This is a genomic window from Paenibacillus naphthalenovorans (assembly GCF_900099895.1).
GTDB lineage: Bacteria > Bacillota > Bacilli > Paenibacillales > NBRC-103111 > Paenibacillus_G > Paenibacillus_G naphthalenovorans.
This window is the reverse complement of sequence record NZ_FNDY01000027.1, coordinates 1-16,589: the sequence shown is the minus strand read 5'-3', so window position 1 is coordinate 16,589 and position 16,589 is coordinate 1. Positions and strand designations below refer to the sequence as shown.

14 protein-coding genes and 1 rRNA gene are annotated in these 16,589 nt (G+C 47.7%); 9 read left to right on the top strand and 6 right to left on the bottom strand.

Annotated elements, in window-relative coordinates; translation table 11 throughout:
• Window position 1: 1 nt before the first annotated feature.
• The 6 genes from mnmG to rpmH all read right to left on the bottom strand — a co-directional run bounded on the left by mnmG (window position 2) and on the right by rpmH (window position 5,476).
• Complete coding sequence (mnmG, locus tag BLT35_RS19875; protein WP_074729555.1) at window positions 2–1,891, bottom strand: tRNA uridine-5-carboxymethylaminomethyl(34) synthesis enzyme MnmG; 1,890 nt, start codon at window positions 1,889–1,891, stop codon at window positions 2–4.
• 25 nt (window positions 1,892–1,916) lie between these two features.
• Window positions 1,917–3,293, bottom strand: a complete 1,377-nt coding sequence (gene mnmE, locus BLT35_RS19870; protein WP_074729554.1) for a tRNA uridine-5-carboxymethylaminomethyl(34) synthesis GTPase MnmE — start codon at window positions 3,291–3,293, stop codon at window positions 1,917–1,919.
• A gap of 84 nt (window positions 3,294–3,377) precedes the next feature.
• Complete coding sequence (gene jag / locus BLT35_RS19865) at window positions 3,378–3,998, bottom strand: RNA-binding cell elongation regulator Jag/EloR (RefSeq protein ID WP_062410197.1); 621 nt, start codon at window positions 3,996–3,998, stop codon at window positions 3,378–3,380.
• 30 nt (window positions 3,999–4,028) lie between these two features.
• A complete protein-coding gene (gene yidC, locus BLT35_RS19860) occupies window positions 4,029–4,796 on the bottom strand; it encodes a membrane protein insertase YidC (RefSeq protein WP_062411096.1) in 768 nt (255 codons plus the stop codon).
• Between the two features lie 79 nt (window positions 4,797–4,875).
• Window positions 4,876–5,226: a ribonuclease P protein component gene (gene rnpA, locus BLT35_RS19855; RefSeq protein WP_062411095.1), complete on the bottom strand. Its 351-nt coding sequence runs from the start codon at window positions 5,224–5,226 to the stop codon at window positions 4,876–4,878.
• Between the two features lie 115 nt (window positions 5,227–5,341).
• Window positions 5,342–5,476, bottom strand: coding sequence for a 50S ribosomal protein L34 (gene rpmH / locus BLT35_RS19850; protein WP_054816947.1), 135 nt, complete (start codon window positions 5,474–5,476; stop codon window positions 5,342–5,344).
• A 555-nt stretch (window positions 5,477–6,031) separates the two neighbouring features.
• Between rpmH and dnaA the strand changes: the two genes are divergently transcribed.
• The 9 genes from dnaA to BLT35_RS19800 form a co-directional block, all read left to right on the top strand.
• Complete coding sequence (gene dnaA / locus BLT35_RS19845; RefSeq protein WP_074729553.1) at window positions 6,032–7,402, top strand: chromosomal replication initiator protein DnaA; 1,371 nt, start codon at window positions 6,032–6,034, stop codon at window positions 7,400–7,402.
• A gap of 213 nt (window positions 7,403–7,615) precedes the next feature.
• Window positions 7,616–8,758 (top strand): DNA polymerase III subunit beta, encoded by a 1,143-nt coding sequence (gene dnaN / locus BLT35_RS19840; RefSeq protein ID WP_074729552.1) that lies wholly within the window; start codon window positions 7,616–7,618, stop codon window positions 8,756–8,758.
• 18 nt (window positions 8,759–8,776) lie between these two features.
• Window positions 8,777–8,995, top strand: coding sequence for a S4 domain-containing protein YaaA (gene yaaA / locus BLT35_RS19835; protein WP_062410194.1), 219 nt, complete (start codon window positions 8,777–8,779; stop codon window positions 8,993–8,995).
• 93 nt (window positions 8,996–9,088) lie between these two features.
• Complete coding sequence (recF, locus tag BLT35_RS19830; protein WP_062410193.1) at window positions 9,089–10,195, top strand: DNA replication/repair protein RecF; 1,107 nt, start codon at window positions 9,089–9,091, stop codon at window positions 10,193–10,195.
• A gap of 39 nt (window positions 10,196–10,234) precedes the next feature.
• A complete protein-coding gene (remB, locus tag BLT35_RS19825) occupies window positions 10,235–10,483 on the top strand; it encodes an extracellular matrix regulator RemB (RefSeq protein ID WP_062411094.1) in 249 nt (82 codons plus the stop codon).
• A gap of 118 nt (window positions 10,484–10,601) precedes the next feature.
• Entirely contained in the window at window positions 10,602–12,515 is a 1,914-nt protein-coding gene (gene gyrB, locus BLT35_RS19820; RefSeq protein ID WP_054816946.1) for a DNA topoisomerase (ATP-hydrolyzing) subunit B, read from the top strand.
• Between the two features lie 33 nt (window positions 12,516–12,548).
• The gene (gene gyrA, locus BLT35_RS19815; protein WP_074729551.1) at window positions 12,549–15,029 is read left to right on the top strand and encodes a DNA gyrase subunit A; all 2,481 of its coding nucleotides are present in this window, start codon (window positions 12,549–12,551) and stop codon (window positions 15,027–15,029) included.
• Window positions 15,030–15,145: 116 nt separating this feature from the next.
• Window positions 15,146–16,216 carry an HD-GYP domain-containing protein gene (locus tag BLT35_RS19810; RefSeq protein WP_074729550.1) on the top strand — a complete coding sequence of 357 codons (1,071 nt, stop codon included), beginning with the start codon at window positions 15,146–15,148 and terminating at the stop codon, window positions 16,214–16,216.
• A gap of 274 nt (window positions 16,217–16,490) precedes the next feature.
• Window positions 16,491–16,589: ribosomal RNA gene (locus BLT35_RS19800) — 16S ribosomal RNA — on the top strand; the annotation flags it as partial.

Genomic DNA, 16,589 nt, shown 5'->3' with positions numbered 1-16,589 from the left:
GTTATCCTCTGGCTGCGAGTACTTTGTTATATTGCTCCAAATAAACCAGTAGGATAGAAATATCCGCAGGCGTCACGCCGGAAATTCGTGAAGCTTGCCCGATCGATATCGGCCGGATTTTGGCCAGCTTCTGCTTCGCTTCTGTTGCAAGGCCATGGACTTCTTCATAAATGATATCTTCCGGAATCCGTTTTTTCTCCATTTTACGCAGCCGTTCTACATGAGCCAATTGCTTTTCGATATAACCGCTGTATTTGACCTGGATTTCGACCTGCTCTTTCATATCTTCCGTCAGTTCATAAGGAGCCGGCGAGAGCGCATGAAGATGCTCATAAGTAACCTCCGGACGACGAAGCAGCGAAAGCATGTCGACAGAGTTATTCAAAACGGCACTCCCTAATGAGGTGAGCATCTGCTGTACCTCCGGTGTCGGCTTCACTTTCGTCGTTTTGAGGCGTTCGATCTCTTCCTCAACCTTCTTCACCTTGTCTTGGAACCGTTCATAGCGCGTTTGGGATATGAGTCCGATCTCATACCCAATGGGAGTCAGACGCAGATCGGCATTGTCATGACGAAGAAGAAGCCGGTACTCCGCGCGGGAAGTCAACAATCGGTAAGGTTCATTGGTTCCCTTCGTTACCAGATCATCGATCAAAACGCCGATATAAGCTTGGGAACGATCAAGGATCACAGGTTCTTTACCTTGAACCTTACGGGCGGCATTAATTCCAGCCATAATTCCCTGCCCCGCCGCTTCTTCATAACCGGACGTACCGTTGATTTGTCCAGCGGTGAAAAGCCCCTTCACTACCTTTGTCTCAAGAGTCGGATATAACTGCGTCGGAATCACCGCATCATATTCAATCGCGTAGCCCGTCCGCATCATCTCTACCTTTTCCAGGCCAGGGATTGAACGCAGAATTCTAAGCTGAACATCCTCGGGCATACTTGTCGACAGACCCTGCACGTAATATTCTTTGGTGTTCCTTCCTTCCGGCTCCAGGAAGATTTGATGCTTCGGTTTGTCGCTGAAACGCACAATTTTGTCTTCAATCGACGGACAATATCTTGGACCCGTGCCTTCAATCGCTCCAGAAAACATTGGAGCGCGATGCAAATTATCGTTAATAATTTGATGTGTCTCTGCAGATGTATACGTTAACCAGCACGGCAGTTGATTTGGAACCTCTTCCGTCGTTTCATAAGAGAAAAATTTAGGTTTTTCATCCCCCGGCTGAATTTCGGTTTTTGAAAAATCAATGGTGTCCTTATGCACCCGCGGCGGCGTACCGGTTTTAAACCGGACCAGCTCCAGTCCGTGTTTGCGCAGACTCTCCGACAGCTTAACGGCCGGCTGCTGATTGTTCGGACCGCTCTCATACATCAGCTCGCCCATGATGATTTTGCCGCGAAGGTACGTTCCTGTCGTCAATACAACTGCCTTGCCCAGATACCGTGCTCCAGTCTTGGTGATGACTCCCTTGCATACCCCGTCCTCGACAATCAGTTCCTCCACCATCCCCTGGCGAAGCGTTAACCGTTCTTGTTTCTCCAACGTTTCTTTCATGGTATGCTGATACAGAAATTTATCGGCTTGCGCGCGCAAAGCATGAACTGCTGGACCCTTCCCGGTATTCAGCATCCGCATTTGAATATAGGTCTTATCAATGTTGCGGCCCATTTCGCCTCCAAGGGCATCAATCTCGCGCACAACATGGCCCTTGGCCGGTCCGCCGATCGAGGGATTGCAGGGCATAAACGCAATCATATCCAGATTAATCGTCAGCACCAGCGTTTCACATCCCATACGCGCTGCCGCCAAGGCCGCCTCGACGCCTGCATGGCCTGCACCGATAACAATAACATCATATTCTCCCGCTACATAACTCATCGATCCGACCTCCTAACAAGTGATCTTATTTACCTAAGCAAAACTGTGAAAAAATCTGATCTATCAAAGAATCGCTCACGGAATCTCCTATAATTTCCCCCAGGTGCTCCCAGGCGTTTCGAATATCAATCTGAATCATATCGATCGGCACGAACGATTCCGCGGCTGAATAAGCTTCCGAAAGAGCTGTCCGGGCCTGTTTCAGCAAATGAATATGCCGCGCGTTGCTTACATAAGTCAAATCGCTGGATTCAACCTGACCGCTGAAGAATAACCCTGCGATGGCTTTCTCCAAATCGGCGATGCCTTGATCCGACAACAGCGACATCCGGACGACCCGCTCTTCGCCGAACGCATCGACCAGTATATGCTGTTCCAGCTGCTGAGGCAGGTCAAGTTTGTTGATAATTGCGATCACCTGACGTCCCTTCAGCTGTTCGATCAACTGCAGCTCATCCGGCTGCAATCGCTCCGCCCCATTGAACACCAGCAGAATGAGATCGGCATCGGCCAGCGCCTGACGGGATTTCTCCACGCCAATTTTCTCAACAATATCCGATGTTTCGCGGATCCCGGCCGTATCGAGCAGTTTTAGCGGAATACCACCTACATGCACATATTCTTCCACAACATCTCTTGTCGTACCCGCAATATCGGTAACAATAGCCCTCTCTTCTTGTGCCAGAGCATTAAGCAGCGACGATTTTCCTACATTGGGGCGCCCGACGATCGCCGTAACAAGGCCCTCGCGCAAAATTTTTCCCTGTTCCGCTGTACTCAGCAGCCCGTCAATATCCGTCATCGCCTCCGAACACTTGTTTTTAATATAGGCGTTCGTCATTTCTTCTACGTCATGCTCGGGATAGTCGATATTCACTTCGATATGAGCCATCAGCTCAACCAAACGATGACGAAGCTCTTTGATTCTCTTCGATAAGGTTCCTTCGGACTGCTTCAAAGCGATTCGGAAGGCACGATCGGATTTCGCCCGGATTAAATCGATAACCGCCTCGGCCTGGGACAAATCAATTCTCCCATTGAGAAAAGCACGTTTTGTGAATTCCCCCGGCTCTGCCAGCCGAGCCCCGTTCCCCAGAAGCAGGTCCAGCACTTTCCGCACGGAGACGAATCCCCCATGGCAGCTGATCTCCACTACATCCTCTTTGGTGAAGGATCTCGGAGCCCGCATCACCGTTACCAGCGCTTCCTCCGTTCTTGCCCCGGTGTCCGGGTCCACAATATGACCGTAATGTACCGTATGCGAAGGTACTTCGCTAAGCTTCTTTTTTCCTTTAAAAATACGTTCACTGATCCGAACGGCTTCGTCTCCGCTGACGCGAATGACCGCGATCCCCCCTTCCCCCATCGGAGTGGCAATCGCCGCTATGGTATCCTGAATCATGGTTGCACCTCAATTATTTGTAAGCTTCAATACTAAAGAAAAAGCAATGAAGTCATACGAACATGACATCATTGCATGTGGTAATCAGCGTAAAACAATCACGACACGGCGATTGGGCTCATCTCCCCGGCTGAACGTGCGGACTTTCGGATGATGTTGAAGCTGCGAATGAATGATTTTACGTTCCTGAGGAGACATCGGTTCGAGAACGACTTCTTTTCTGGTACGGATGACGCGATCGGCCAAACGATCGGCAAGCTCCTGCAGTGTTTTTTTCCTTCGCTCACGGAATTGCTCGGCATCCAGCACAATGCGCAAATGCCGGTCAGAGTAACGGTTGGCTACAATGTTGACCAGATATTGCAGCGCATCAAGCGTCTGCCCTCGCCGCCCGATCAGCATGCCGAGCTCCGAGCCGTGCAGGTGCAGCTCCGTAACTTCCTTGTCCTGTTTTTGCTCAATCCGAACATCAAGCTTCATGGAACGAAACACATCCTCAAGGAACAAGACCGCTTCTTCGATCGCATCCGGAAGCAAAGTCAATTCTACCTTCGCCTCCTTAGCCCCGAAGAGTCCGAACAAACCTTTGGCAGGCTGCTCCAGCACATTCACATGGACTCGGTTCTCGGTTGTCCCCAGCTGCTGAAGCCCGTTATTTACTGCTTCATCGATCGTTTTACCTGTTACCACGATTTTCTTCGTCATCCGATCACCCTTAACTGAAGAGTAATGAAATTATTTTTTCTTTTTCGATTTCGGTTTAGCTTCTGCCGTTGCTACAGCTGGCTGTGCTTTACCCGGCTTATATATGAAATAAGTTTGAACGATCGTGAAAATGTTACTGTAAACCCAGTATAACGGGAGGGCCGACGCAAAATTCATCGCCATGACAAAGATAAGCACCGGGAATATAATCATCAGGCTTTGCATCTGCGGAGGCGTCTGCGAAGACATCATTTTTTGCTGCAAATATGTCGTGACCGCTGCGAGCAGAGGCAATATATAATAAGGATCCTTCGTTCCAAGCTGCATCCAAAGGAAAGTATGTTCACCGATATGTCCATTGCGCATGATCGCGGCATACAAAGCAATCAGGATCGGCATCTGTATGAGAATCGGAAAACATCCGGCAAGCGGATTCACGCCTTCCTTTTGAAACAGCTTCATCGTTTCTTCCTGCTGTTTTTTGGCGTCGTCTTTGTATTTGTCTTTAATCTTCTTCAACTCGGGCTGCAATTCCTGCATCCGTTTCGAACTGCGATATTGTTTTAGCGTAAGCGGTAATATGATGAACCGGATAATAATCGTTACAACAAGAATGGATAACCCGTAAGAGCCCCAAAGCATGTGTGCAAACCAATCCAGCCCATCCGAGAGAGGACCGACAAACCACTTGTCCCAAAAGCTGTTTTCCCGGTCAATCGGCGCATTCGCCGGGCTGCATCCCGCAAGCAGTAAAAATACGAATAAAAGCGGAATGTATTTCAATAATCGACGCGTCAAAATCATATCCTCCCAGCTTCATCTTTTCCATTCTAAACTATATCATATCTTCAGGCACAAAGAAACTAATCGCTGCGTATCATCTCTCTTTACGAACCAGAAGAGACGCGCGTTTGAGCACATGAAGCACACTTTTCTCCATATCATGGTAATCCATCTCGGCAGCCGGCTTACGAGCGATGATGATCAGATCGTATCCCCCCGGAATTCGGGCTGCGTTAAGCCTTACAATCTCTTTCAACATACGCCGGATACGGTTTCGGACGACGGCGTTTCCGAGCTTTTTGCTGACCGACACCCCAAGACGAAAGGTTTCCTGCTCCGGGCGGGCTTTATAATAAAGTACAAATTGGTGGTTCGCAGTCGACTTGCCGTGGCGATAAACTTTATCGAAATATTCTCTTTTCGTCAGTCGGTTCTTTTTCTCCACGAACGCACGCTCCATTATCAGCCCCAATAGCGGCAAACTCACATGATCCTTATCCAAATCAGACGATTCCGGTCCATAATAACAAAAAAGACCACCTATCAGTGGTCTTACGCCCTTATGCGCTCAATACTTTTCTTCCTTTTTGACGGCGAGCTGCAAGTACTTTGCGACCATTCTTCGTGCTCATTCTCTTACGGAAGCCATGTACTTTCTTGTGTTTACGGACGTTCGGTTTATATGTCGGTTTCATCTATCGTGCACCTCCTCGAAGGATTTGTTCCAATCCCAAAAATACCTTTAAACATTAAAGCACATTTTCACAATAAAAGTCAACTCGAATCCCCTCACTGCCTTCAAACAACATCTGCCAGGAAAGTTTCGGTCCATCCGCCGTCAATGACTAACATATAGAATAAATAAAAATTCAACCGGTTATCCACTTGTGAATAAAAATAATCGGAATTTCTCCGATTTTGTCGAATTATGAACACATTATAAACAATATATAGTGCTGTTGATAAGTCATACATACAAGTTGTAGGGTATGTGGATAAATCTTAACATTTCGTTGCTTATCAGGGTCTTTTTTGATATCATGAATATGTTTTCTGTTGTGGATACGATTACTTTTCAACAACTTTATCAACAGCCTGTGGATATCTTTGTGAACAATTTACACGGCTTATGTATAATTGGGTTATCGACTTTCTGCATATTGTGGATAGTTTCGACAACTCACCGCTTTTTTTCTACAGGGTCGCGGCTTACGCCACACCGGTTATTTTTTTAAGGGAGTGAATAGATTGTGGAAAGCCATCCTAACGACCAGTGGCAGCAAGTATTATCCATATTGCAAAAAAGGGTGAGCAAACCGAGCTACGAAACGTGGCTTACCTCCACAAGAGCTGTCGTATTTAACGATACCACGGTAACGATTTGTACCCCGAACAATTTCGCGCGCGACTGGCTGGAAAACCGCTATACCAAGCATATTAAAGAAGCGGTTTACGATTATACCGGCAAACAAGTCGAGCTCAAATTCATCATTGAATCCGAAGAACAGCCTGAACCGCCCAGCATATCAGCAGCATCGGCTGCTGCTCCGGCCAAAGCACATCAAGCCTCTGCTCCGGAGGAAACGTTCAGTCATATGATGAACCCGAAATATACGTTCGATACGTTCGTCATCGGTGCAGGAAACCGGTTTGCCCACGCGGCATCGCTCGCGGTTGCGGAAGCGCCGGCCAAAGCGTATAATCCGCTGTTTCTGTATGGAGGCGTGGGATTAGGCAAAACGCACCTTATGCATGCCATCGGCCACTATGTTCTTGAGCATAACCCCAGTGCACGCGTGCTCTATATCTCGTCCGAGAAATTCACGAACGAATTCATCAATGCCATCCGTGACAACCGCGGCGAAAGCTTCCGCAACAAATACCGCAATATCGATGTACTGCTTATAGATGATATTCAGTTCCTAGCCGGAAAAGAACAAACGCAAGAGGAATTTTTCCACACGTTCAACGCTTTGCATGAAGAACGCAAGCAGATCATCATTTCCAGCGATCGGCCGCCCAAGGAGATTCCGACGCTTGAAGAGCGTCTCCGCTCACGCTTTGAATGGGGTCTGATCACCGATATTCAGCCTCCGGACCTGGAGACGCGGATTGCGATATTGCGCAAAAAGGCGAAAGCTGAAAATCTCGACATTCCCAATGAAGCCATGGTTTACATCGCCAATCAGATCGATTCGAACATTCGGGAGCTGGAAGGCGCATTAATCCGTGTGGTGGCTTACTCTTCTTTAATTAACGAGGACATTACATCGCATTTGGCCGCCGAAGCGCTGAAGGACATTATTCCAAGCAGCCGTCCAAGAGTGATTACGATACAGGATATCCAACAAAAGGTCGGCGAATTCTACGGCATGAAAATCGAGGATTTCAAAGCGCGTAAACGGACCAAAACCGTAGCTTTTCCAAGACAAATTGCCATGTACCTGGCTCGGGAGATGACGGATTTCTCACTGCCGAAGATCGGGGAGGCATTCGGTGGACGAGATCATACGACGGTTATTCATGCGCATGAGAAAATAAGCGAAGCACTGAAGGTAGATCAGGAATTATTCAAAATCATTCAGAACATTACAGAAAAAATCAGAAACGTAACGCTGTAAACGGGAAACGATGCGATGAACGTCTTATCCACAGCTGCATAAAAGAAGGCCTATGCACAATCTTATACACATGTGGATAGGCCTTCTTTTTGCCTTATTCACTCACATATCCACATATCCCGGCTCCCTACTACTATTACTAATTAAAAAAAAAATGTAATATAGAAGTATATGCCCATCGTTTCCCGATTAGAACCAGTAGGAGTGACATACATGAAATTAACGGTACTGAAGCAATATTTGAATGAATCCATCGGTCACGTTTCTAAAGCCATCTCGAGCAGAACGACCATTCCCATCTTAAACGGGATCAAAATAGACGTCGATTCCAGCGGAATGATACTGACAGCCAGCGATACCGATATTTCGATCCAAAGCTTTATTCCTGCCGAGGATAATGGAATACAGGTCATCGATCTTAAACAATCCGGCAGCGTTGTCCTTCCTTCCAAATTTTTTGTGGAGATTATACGGAAACTGCCGGCGCAGCAGGTAGAAATTGAGGTTAAAGACCATTTTCAAACGACGATTCGTTCGGGTTCATCTGAAATTCAGCTTGTGGGCCTCGATCCGGAGGAATATCCGATTATGCCCGGCATCGAGGAGAATAAACGGATCCAAATTCCTAGCGACCTGCTGAAAACAATGATCAAGCAAACTTCGTTTGCCGTTTCAACGAATGAAGCTACTCCCGTGCTCACTGGAATTTTATGGACCATTACAGACGGAAAACTGAAATTCACCGCATGTGACCGTCACCGGTTAGCGAGCCGTGAAACGAATATCGATACGGAAGAAGGCATGACGCTTAACAATGTAACCATTTCCGGAAAAACGTTAAACGAGCTTGCCAAAATATTACCGGACCAGAACACGCTGATCGATGTCGTTTTTGCCGAAAATCAAGTGCTGTTCCAAATCAATTCCATCTTGTTTTATACCCGGATTCTAGAAGGAACATATCCGGATACGTCGAAGCTCATTCCGCAATTCTATCAAACGGAAATTGTCGTCAATACGAATGAATTGATCGATGCGATTGACCGCGCCTACCTCCTATCCAGAGAGGACAAAAGCAACATCGTCAAGCTGATGATGCTTGAGGACCAATCGATCGAGATTTCTTCTACCTCTTCTGAGCTTGGAAAAGTGACCGAAGAGTTGATGACTTCAAGCATGAAGGGGGAACTGCTGCGCATTTCCTTTAACTCCAAATATATGCTCGATGCCTTAAAGGTCATGGACAGCGAACAGATTCATATCGGCTTTACTGGCGCTATGCAGCCGATTATCATCAGGCCGAATGAGAGCTCCAGCCTGCTGCAGCTGATCCTGCCCTACCGGACTACGGGCTAAGAAAGAAGGATAATCCGTATGAAAAAAGTGGGCATAAGCACGGACTATATAACCCTTGGTCAATTTTTGAAGCTGGCCGATTGCATTTCTACCGGAGGTCAGGCCAAAAGTTTTCTTCAGGAAACCGAAATCTTTGTCAATGGAGAACCGGAACATCGACGGGGCCGCAAGCTGGTTCCGGGCGATATCATTAAGGTGGCGGGCTGCGGCGAGTTTCAGGTCGATGGGCCGACATAACCGCCGCACTTTGGCAGAAGGCTTTGTTCGGCAAAGCCTTGCGATTGCTTATGAAGCAGGCTTTGCTCCGCAAAGCACTCAGGAGGAACCGTCTTGCAATTAAAAAGGCTGTTAGTGCAGCATTATCGCAATTACGAGCAGGTCGAATTCCAAACCGACCGGATGGTGAACATCATCGTTGGACCGAATGCACAGGGAAAAACGAATTTGCTGGAATCGATTTTCGTGCTCGCGCTTACCAAAAGCCATCGGACCAACCAGGATAAAGAGCTGATTCGCTGGAACGAAAAAAAGGCCAGTTTACATGCGGAGATTGAAAAACGGTATGGTACGCTGCAATTGGATCTGATCATATCGCAGCAAGGCAAACGTGCCAAAATCAATGGGCTGGAGCAAAAAAGACTTAGCCACTTTATAGGAGCTTTGAACGTTGTCATGTTTGCGCCTGAGGATTTGGAGATCGTCAAAGGGTCTCCAAGCGTCCGCCGACGTTTTCTCGATATGGAAATCGGACAGGTGCATCCTGCGTATTTATACGATCTCTCCCAGTACAACAAAGTACTGCAGCAGCGGAACAATTACTTGAAGCAGCTGTTCTCATCCTCCGGCGACGCTCCCCTTCTTGAAGTTTGGAATGAGCAGCTTGCTCAATTTGGTATTAAAATAATGAAAAAACGTCAAAGCTTTATAAAGAAGCTGCAAATATGGGCGGAAAAGATACATGCCGGCATCACCAATGGCATGGAACGACTTCGAATTGAGTATGACAGTGCCTTTGCCAACGCTCTTGAAGAAGAAGAAGCTGTCTTATTTGACCGATTTATGATAAAGTTATCACAGGTGAAGGATCAGGAAATCCGCCGCGGCGTCACGCTGGCAGGACCGCACCGCGACGATCTCCGCTTTTACATTAATGATAAAGAGGTACAAACGTTCGGTTCCCAGGGGCAGCAGCGAACAACGGCCCTTTCGCTTAAACTGGCCGAAATCGAGCTCATCTGCGAAGAAGTCGGGGAATATCCCCTGCTTTTGCTCGATGATGTGTTGTCAGAGCTTGACCGATATCGCCAAACCCAGCTTATTGAGACGTTCCAACGGAAGGTGCAAACCTTCATTACGACAACCGGCATTGAAAGCATAGATTTGTCAAAACTGGAAAACGCTTCTGTCATCCATGTTCGAGACGGAAGCTTAACATAAATGGATTGCCATCGTTTTGCCGGGAAGGAGTGGGTCAGCATGTTCATTCATTTGGGCGGCGAAAAAATTATTCGCGCATCGGAGCTTGTCGCCATTTTTGACCTGTCGATCGAGAAATCTTCCAAAATATCCAAGCAATTTGTCACCTATGCCAATAAGGAAAAGCGCGTGGAAGTGATTGGCGACGAGGAAAGCAAATCCCTTGTTGTGACACATACAAAAGTCTATTACTCTCCGATATCGTCCATGACTTTGAAAAAACGGGCGCATCATTTGTTAACGAACTAGAGACCATGTCGCTCCGCGATTTCATCAGCCAGTTGAACATAATAAATGAGATTTCCTCCTTGAAAGCGCATGTTCAGGAGAGATTTACTCTTTTTACTACGGAAAAGTGGGTGTCTGCATGTCTGTAAATCCAGGTACAAGCTATGATGAAAGTCAAATTCAGGTGCTTGAAGGTCTAGAGGCGGTTCGCAAACGACCGGGGATGTACATCGGATCCACGAGTAGCCGAGGCCTTCATCACTTGGTATGGGAAGTCGTCGATAATAGTATCGACGAAGCACTAGCCGGATATTGCACGAAAATTGATGTGATTGTTCATCGGGACAACAGCGTAACGGTTATTGATAACGGGCGCGGCATCCCGGTCGGGGAGCATCCGAAGCTCAAGCGTCCGACCTTGGAGGTCGTGCTTACCGTGCTTCATGCAGGCGGCAAATTCGGCGGTGAGGGTTACAAAGTATCCGGCGGTTTGCACGGTGTAGGCGTATCCGTCGTGAACGCTTTGTCCAAGAAATTGATTGTCAGGGTGAAACGCGACGGTAAAATCCATGAACAAGAATTCAGTTGCGGTATTCCCCAGTATGACGTAAGGATTGTCGGGGAGACGGAGGAAACCGGAACGCAGGTGACGTTCTGGCCCGATGAAGAAATATTCACGGAAACAACCGAATACGATTTCGATACGCTTCAATCCCGTATCCGGGAGCTTGCATTCTTGAATAAAGGGATCGAAATTACGCTGACGGATGAGCGTTCGAATGAGTCCCACACGTTCAAATACGAAGGAGGGATCGTCTCCTTTGTTGAATATTTGAACCGTACGCGGGAAGCTTTGCACCAGCCTCCGATTTACGTCGAAGGAGATAAAGACAATATTCATGTCGAAGTCGCCCTTCAGTATAACGACAGCTATACGGAGAACATTTATTCGTTTGCGAATAATATCAATACGCATGAGGGCGGTACACACGAATCCGGATTCAAAAGTGCGCTTACACGAGTTTTAAACGATTATGCCCGTAAAAACAATGCGATTAAGGATAACGATGCCAATCTGTCCGGCGATGACGTGCGCGAAGGCTTGACAGCCATTATTTCGGTCAAGATTCCGGATCCGCAATTTGAGGGCCAGACGAAGACGAAGCTCGGGAACAGCGAGGTTCGCGGTATCGTGGAATCGCTTTTTGCGGAGAAGCTCCAGGAGTTCCTGGATGAGAATCCGTCCATTGCAAAAAAAATCGTAGAAAAAGGCGTACAGGCGCAAAGAGCCCGCGAAGCGGCAAGAAAAGCGAGAGAGCTGACGCGCCGCAAAAGCGCCCTTGAAGTGAGCTCTTTGCCTGGCAAGCTGGCCGATTGTTCTTCTAAGGATGCTTCCATCAGCGAAGTGTACATTGTCGAAGGGGACTCCGCCGGCGGCTCGGCCAAGCAAGGACGCGACCGGCATTTTCAGGCGATCCTGCCGCTACGCGGCAAGATCCTCAACGTGGAAAAAGCGCGGCTGGACAAAATTTTATCCAATGCGGAAATTCGCGCGATCATTACGGCGCTTGGCACAGGGATCGGCGATGATTTTGACATTTCAAAAGCGCGGTACCATAAAATCATTATTATGACGGATGCCGACGTCGATGGAGCGCACATTCGGACGCTGCTTCTCACCTTCTTCTACCGCTACATGCGGAGACTGATCGAGGTTGGATATGTCTACATCGCACAGCCGCCGCTTTACAAGCTTGAGCGGAACAAAACGGTGCGTTATGCCTACAATGACAAACAGCGGGAAGCCATTATGGCTGAATTTGGGGAAGGCGCTAAAGTGAATGTACAGCGGTACAAGGGGCTTGGAGAAATGAATCCGGGCCAGCTGTGGGAGACGACGATGGACCCGGAGAGCCGTACCTTGCTGCAGGTAAGCATTCAAGACGCGATCGAGGCAGACCTCGTCTTCGATACGCTGATGGGCGACAACGTTGAGCCGCGGCGTGAATTTATTCAGCAGCATGCGAAATACGTCAAAAACTTGGATATTTAATTCATCGCCATGAACCGTAGGAGGTAAAAAATCTTGTCGGAAGAATCCCGTTCACAGGTTAGAGAAATAGATATCGGCTCGGAAATGCGCACTTCCTTTATGGATTACGCGATGAGCATTATTGTCAGCCGCGCTCTGCCGGATGTCAGAGACGGTCTTAAGCCGGTGCATCGGCGTATTCTGTATGCCATGTCGGAGCTGGGCATGTCACCTGACAAACCCTATAAGAAATCAGCCAGAATCGTTGGCGAGGTCATCGGTAAATACCATCCGCACGGTGACTCTGCCGTATATGAAACCATGGTGCGCATGGCGCAGGATTTTTCGTTGCGCTATATGCTTGTCGATGGCCACGGAAATTTCGGCTCGATTGACGGCGACGCTGCCGCGGCTATGCGTTATACGGAGGCGCGGCTGTCCAAAATCGCGATGGAAATGCTTCGCGACATCAACAAAGAAACGATCGATTTTGTGCCGAACTATGACGGTGAGGAGCAGGAACCCGCCGTATTGCCGGCACGCTTTCCCAACCTGCTCGTCAACGGATTGTCCGGTATCGCCGTAGGGATGGCAACCAATATTCCGCCCCACAACCTTACGGAAGTCATCAACGGCGTTCAGCAGCTCATTGAAAATCCGGACGTGACACCGCTCGATCTGATGCAATCGATCAAAGGACCCGATTTTCCTACCGGCGGTTTTATTATGGGGCGTGAAGGAATTAAACATGCATACACCACCGGCCGCGGTTCCGTAACGATGCGAGCCAGAGCGACCATCGAGGAAACCGGCGGCAAAGCGCGAATCATCGTTCATGAACTGCCCTATCAAGTCGTCAAAGCTCGTTTAATCGAAAAAATCGCCGAGCTGGTCCGCGAGAAAAAAATCGACGGCATTACCGATTTGCGGGACGAATCGGACCGCAACGGAATGCGTATCGTTATTGAGCTGCGCCGTGACGTTAATCCGAATGTCGTACTGAACAATTTGTACAAGCAAACGGCCATGCAGTCCAATTTCGGTATCATTATGCTTGCACTGGTAAACGGTGAACCGAAGGTGCTTAATCTTCGTGATATGCTTTACCATTATCTGCAGCACCAAAAAGAAGTCATTCGCCGCCGGACAGAATTTGACCTTCGCAAAGCGGAAGCCCGTGCGCATATCTTGGAGGGCTTGCGCATTGCGCTGGATCATCTGGATGAAGTGATTACGCTGATCCGTTCATCCCGCACGACGGAAGATGCCCGTGAGGGCCTGATCAACCGCTTCGGCCTTAGCTTTGAACAGGCACAGGCGATTCTCGATATGCGTCTGCAGCGTTTAACCGGCTTGGAGCGCGAGAAAATCGAAGAAGAGTATGCTGAATTGCTCAAGAAAATTGCCGAGTACAAAGCCATCCTGGCTGACGAACAGTTGGTATTGAATATCATCAGCGAAGAGCTGAATGAAATTAAGGAAAAATTCGGTGATGAACGCCGCTCGGAGATTACGATCGGTGAAGAAAGCATCGAGGATGAAGATCTGATTCCTCAATCCGAAGTCGTGATTACGATATCGCATACTGGCTATATCAAGCGTTTGCCGGTGACTACCTACCGCAGTCAGAGACGCGGAGGCAAGGGCGTTATCGGTATGGATACGAAAGATAATGACTTCGTAGAACATTTGTTCGTAACGAATACACACCATTATCTGATGTTCTTCACGAACAAAGGAAAGGTATATCGTCTAAAAGCTTATGAAATTCCGGATCTCAGCCGTACGGCCAGAGGAACACCGATCATCAATCTGATTCAGATCGAGCAGGGAGAAACGGTAAATGCCGTCATTCCTGTGGAAAGCTTCGAATCCGATAAATATTTGTTCTTTGCAACCAAGAACGGTTTGGTGAAGAAAACGCCTCTGGAAGACTACTCCAATATTCGTAAGGGCGGGTTGATCGCCATCACGCTCCGTGAAGACGATGACCTGATCGGAGTGAGGCTGACGGATGGAAATCAATCGATTATTATGGGTACGAAGCAAGGGATGTCCATTCATTTCCCGGAACAGGATGTTCGCCCGATGGGTCGGGGGGCTACCGGAGTGAAAGGTATTCATCTGGATGATCATGATGTCGTTATTGATATGGACGTCGTTCAAGAGGATAACAGCGTGCTTATCGTTACGTCCAAAGGCTACGGTAAACGGACTCCGGTTGAAGAGTACCGGATGCAGTCCCGCGGCGGTAAAGGCATAAAAACACTCAATGTGACGTCAAAGAACGGCCCGGTCGTCGGCTTGAAGGTTGTTCGGGAAGACGAGGATCTTATGGTCATCACTGCGCTCGGAACGATTATCCGTACAAGCATGTCGGGTATTTCCATGATGGGACGTAATACACAAGGGGTTAAACTGATCAATATCCGTGATGAGGATGAAGTGTCCACCGTAGCGCGGGTAGAGAAGAATGATGATCAGCCTGAAACAGAAGAAGACGGCGAGCCGCCGGACATTACGGCAGAAGAATGACCGTCTTATGCTTCAAGGGTTAAAGAATGGGGCTTACATCCCCATTCTTTTTCGTTTAAAATGTATACAAAGATAATTTTTCAGCGGAGCTGAGTAAGGTAAAGTGAGGGAATTCCATGGCTACTGTCCCCGTTTCCCAGTTGAAATCCGGCGAGAAACTCTCTGAAGATGTGCTAACCAAATATAACAACGTTCTTCTTCGCAAAGGTAAAATCATCTCGGAGCACGATTTGGAAGTACTTCGAGCGTTTTTAATTCCTGCTGTTCAAATCGAATCCAAGAATGGACAAGCCGTTAGCTCATCGGACGAAACCGCTTTGGATGAAAAACAACAAGGGACGGTCTTGTCTTTTTACGAACATTATGAAAAAATGCTGCAGCTGATGCGGCGTGTTTATAATATTGCGAACGCCGGCGGTCAAAGCTTGCCGATACTGGAGATACGCACGACATTGGAAAAGCTGATCCAGCATATTGATGATTACAATGTGCTCACATTCAGTCCAAGACATTTTCAATTGAGTGATTTTATTTATCATAACAGTATTATGGTCAGCCTTACTTCCTACAATTTGGCCAAATGGCACGGTTTGTCTTCTAAAGATTTGATGCCGGTAGCGCTGGGCGGATTATTGCATGATATCGGGAATGCGAAGGTGGACGCGGGGATTTTGTTCAAACCGAGCGCGCTGAATGCTGCTGAAAGAGAAGATATGAAAAAGCACACGATTATCGGCTATAATCTGTTAAAAAGCGTACCTGCCATTAACGATGGAGTGAAGCTTTGCGCACTGCAGCATCATGAACGTGAAGATGGATCCGGATATCCCTTGGGTGTTCGCGGTGATAAGATTCATTTATATTCAAAAATTGTGGCCATCACCGATGTCTTTCACGCAATGAAAACCAATCGTTATCATAAGAGTGGAGCCTCTCCATATTTGGTATTGGAACAGCTTTTGAATGAATCCTTTGGTAAATTGGATCCTGCACTTGTTCAAACCTTTATCAATAAAGTAACTTCCTTCCATAACGGGACATTGGTGAAGTTGAGCGATAACCAGGTTGGAGAAATTGTCTTTTCCGACCGGTCGCACCCGACTCGCCCCTGGGTGAATGTGAACGGAAAAATCATCAATTTGATGATCGAACGCAATCTGTACATACAAGACGTGATTCAAACATAAATTTCCGGCACACTGTACTTGACTTCAGGAAGCCGCTTGTGTTAAATTAGTCTTCGTCGCTTTGGTGGCGAGGCTTTTTTTATGGAATTGAATGTTACGTAAAAAATAAAAAAGTACTTGCAATCGAATAGGCAAATGTGTTATATTATAAAAGTCGCCGTTAAACAAGACGACAATGAAATTGCCCTTTGAAAACTGAACAACGAGTGAGTGTAAAGATAGAGAATCGAAAGATTCTCGCCAGTAGTAGATGTATGAGCTAATCAGCTTTTCTTTCATGGAGAGTTTGATCCTGGCTCAGGACGAACGCTGGCGGCGTGCCTAATACATGCAAGTCGAGCGCTAGGGGTGCTCCCTTAGGGGAGACCTCCTG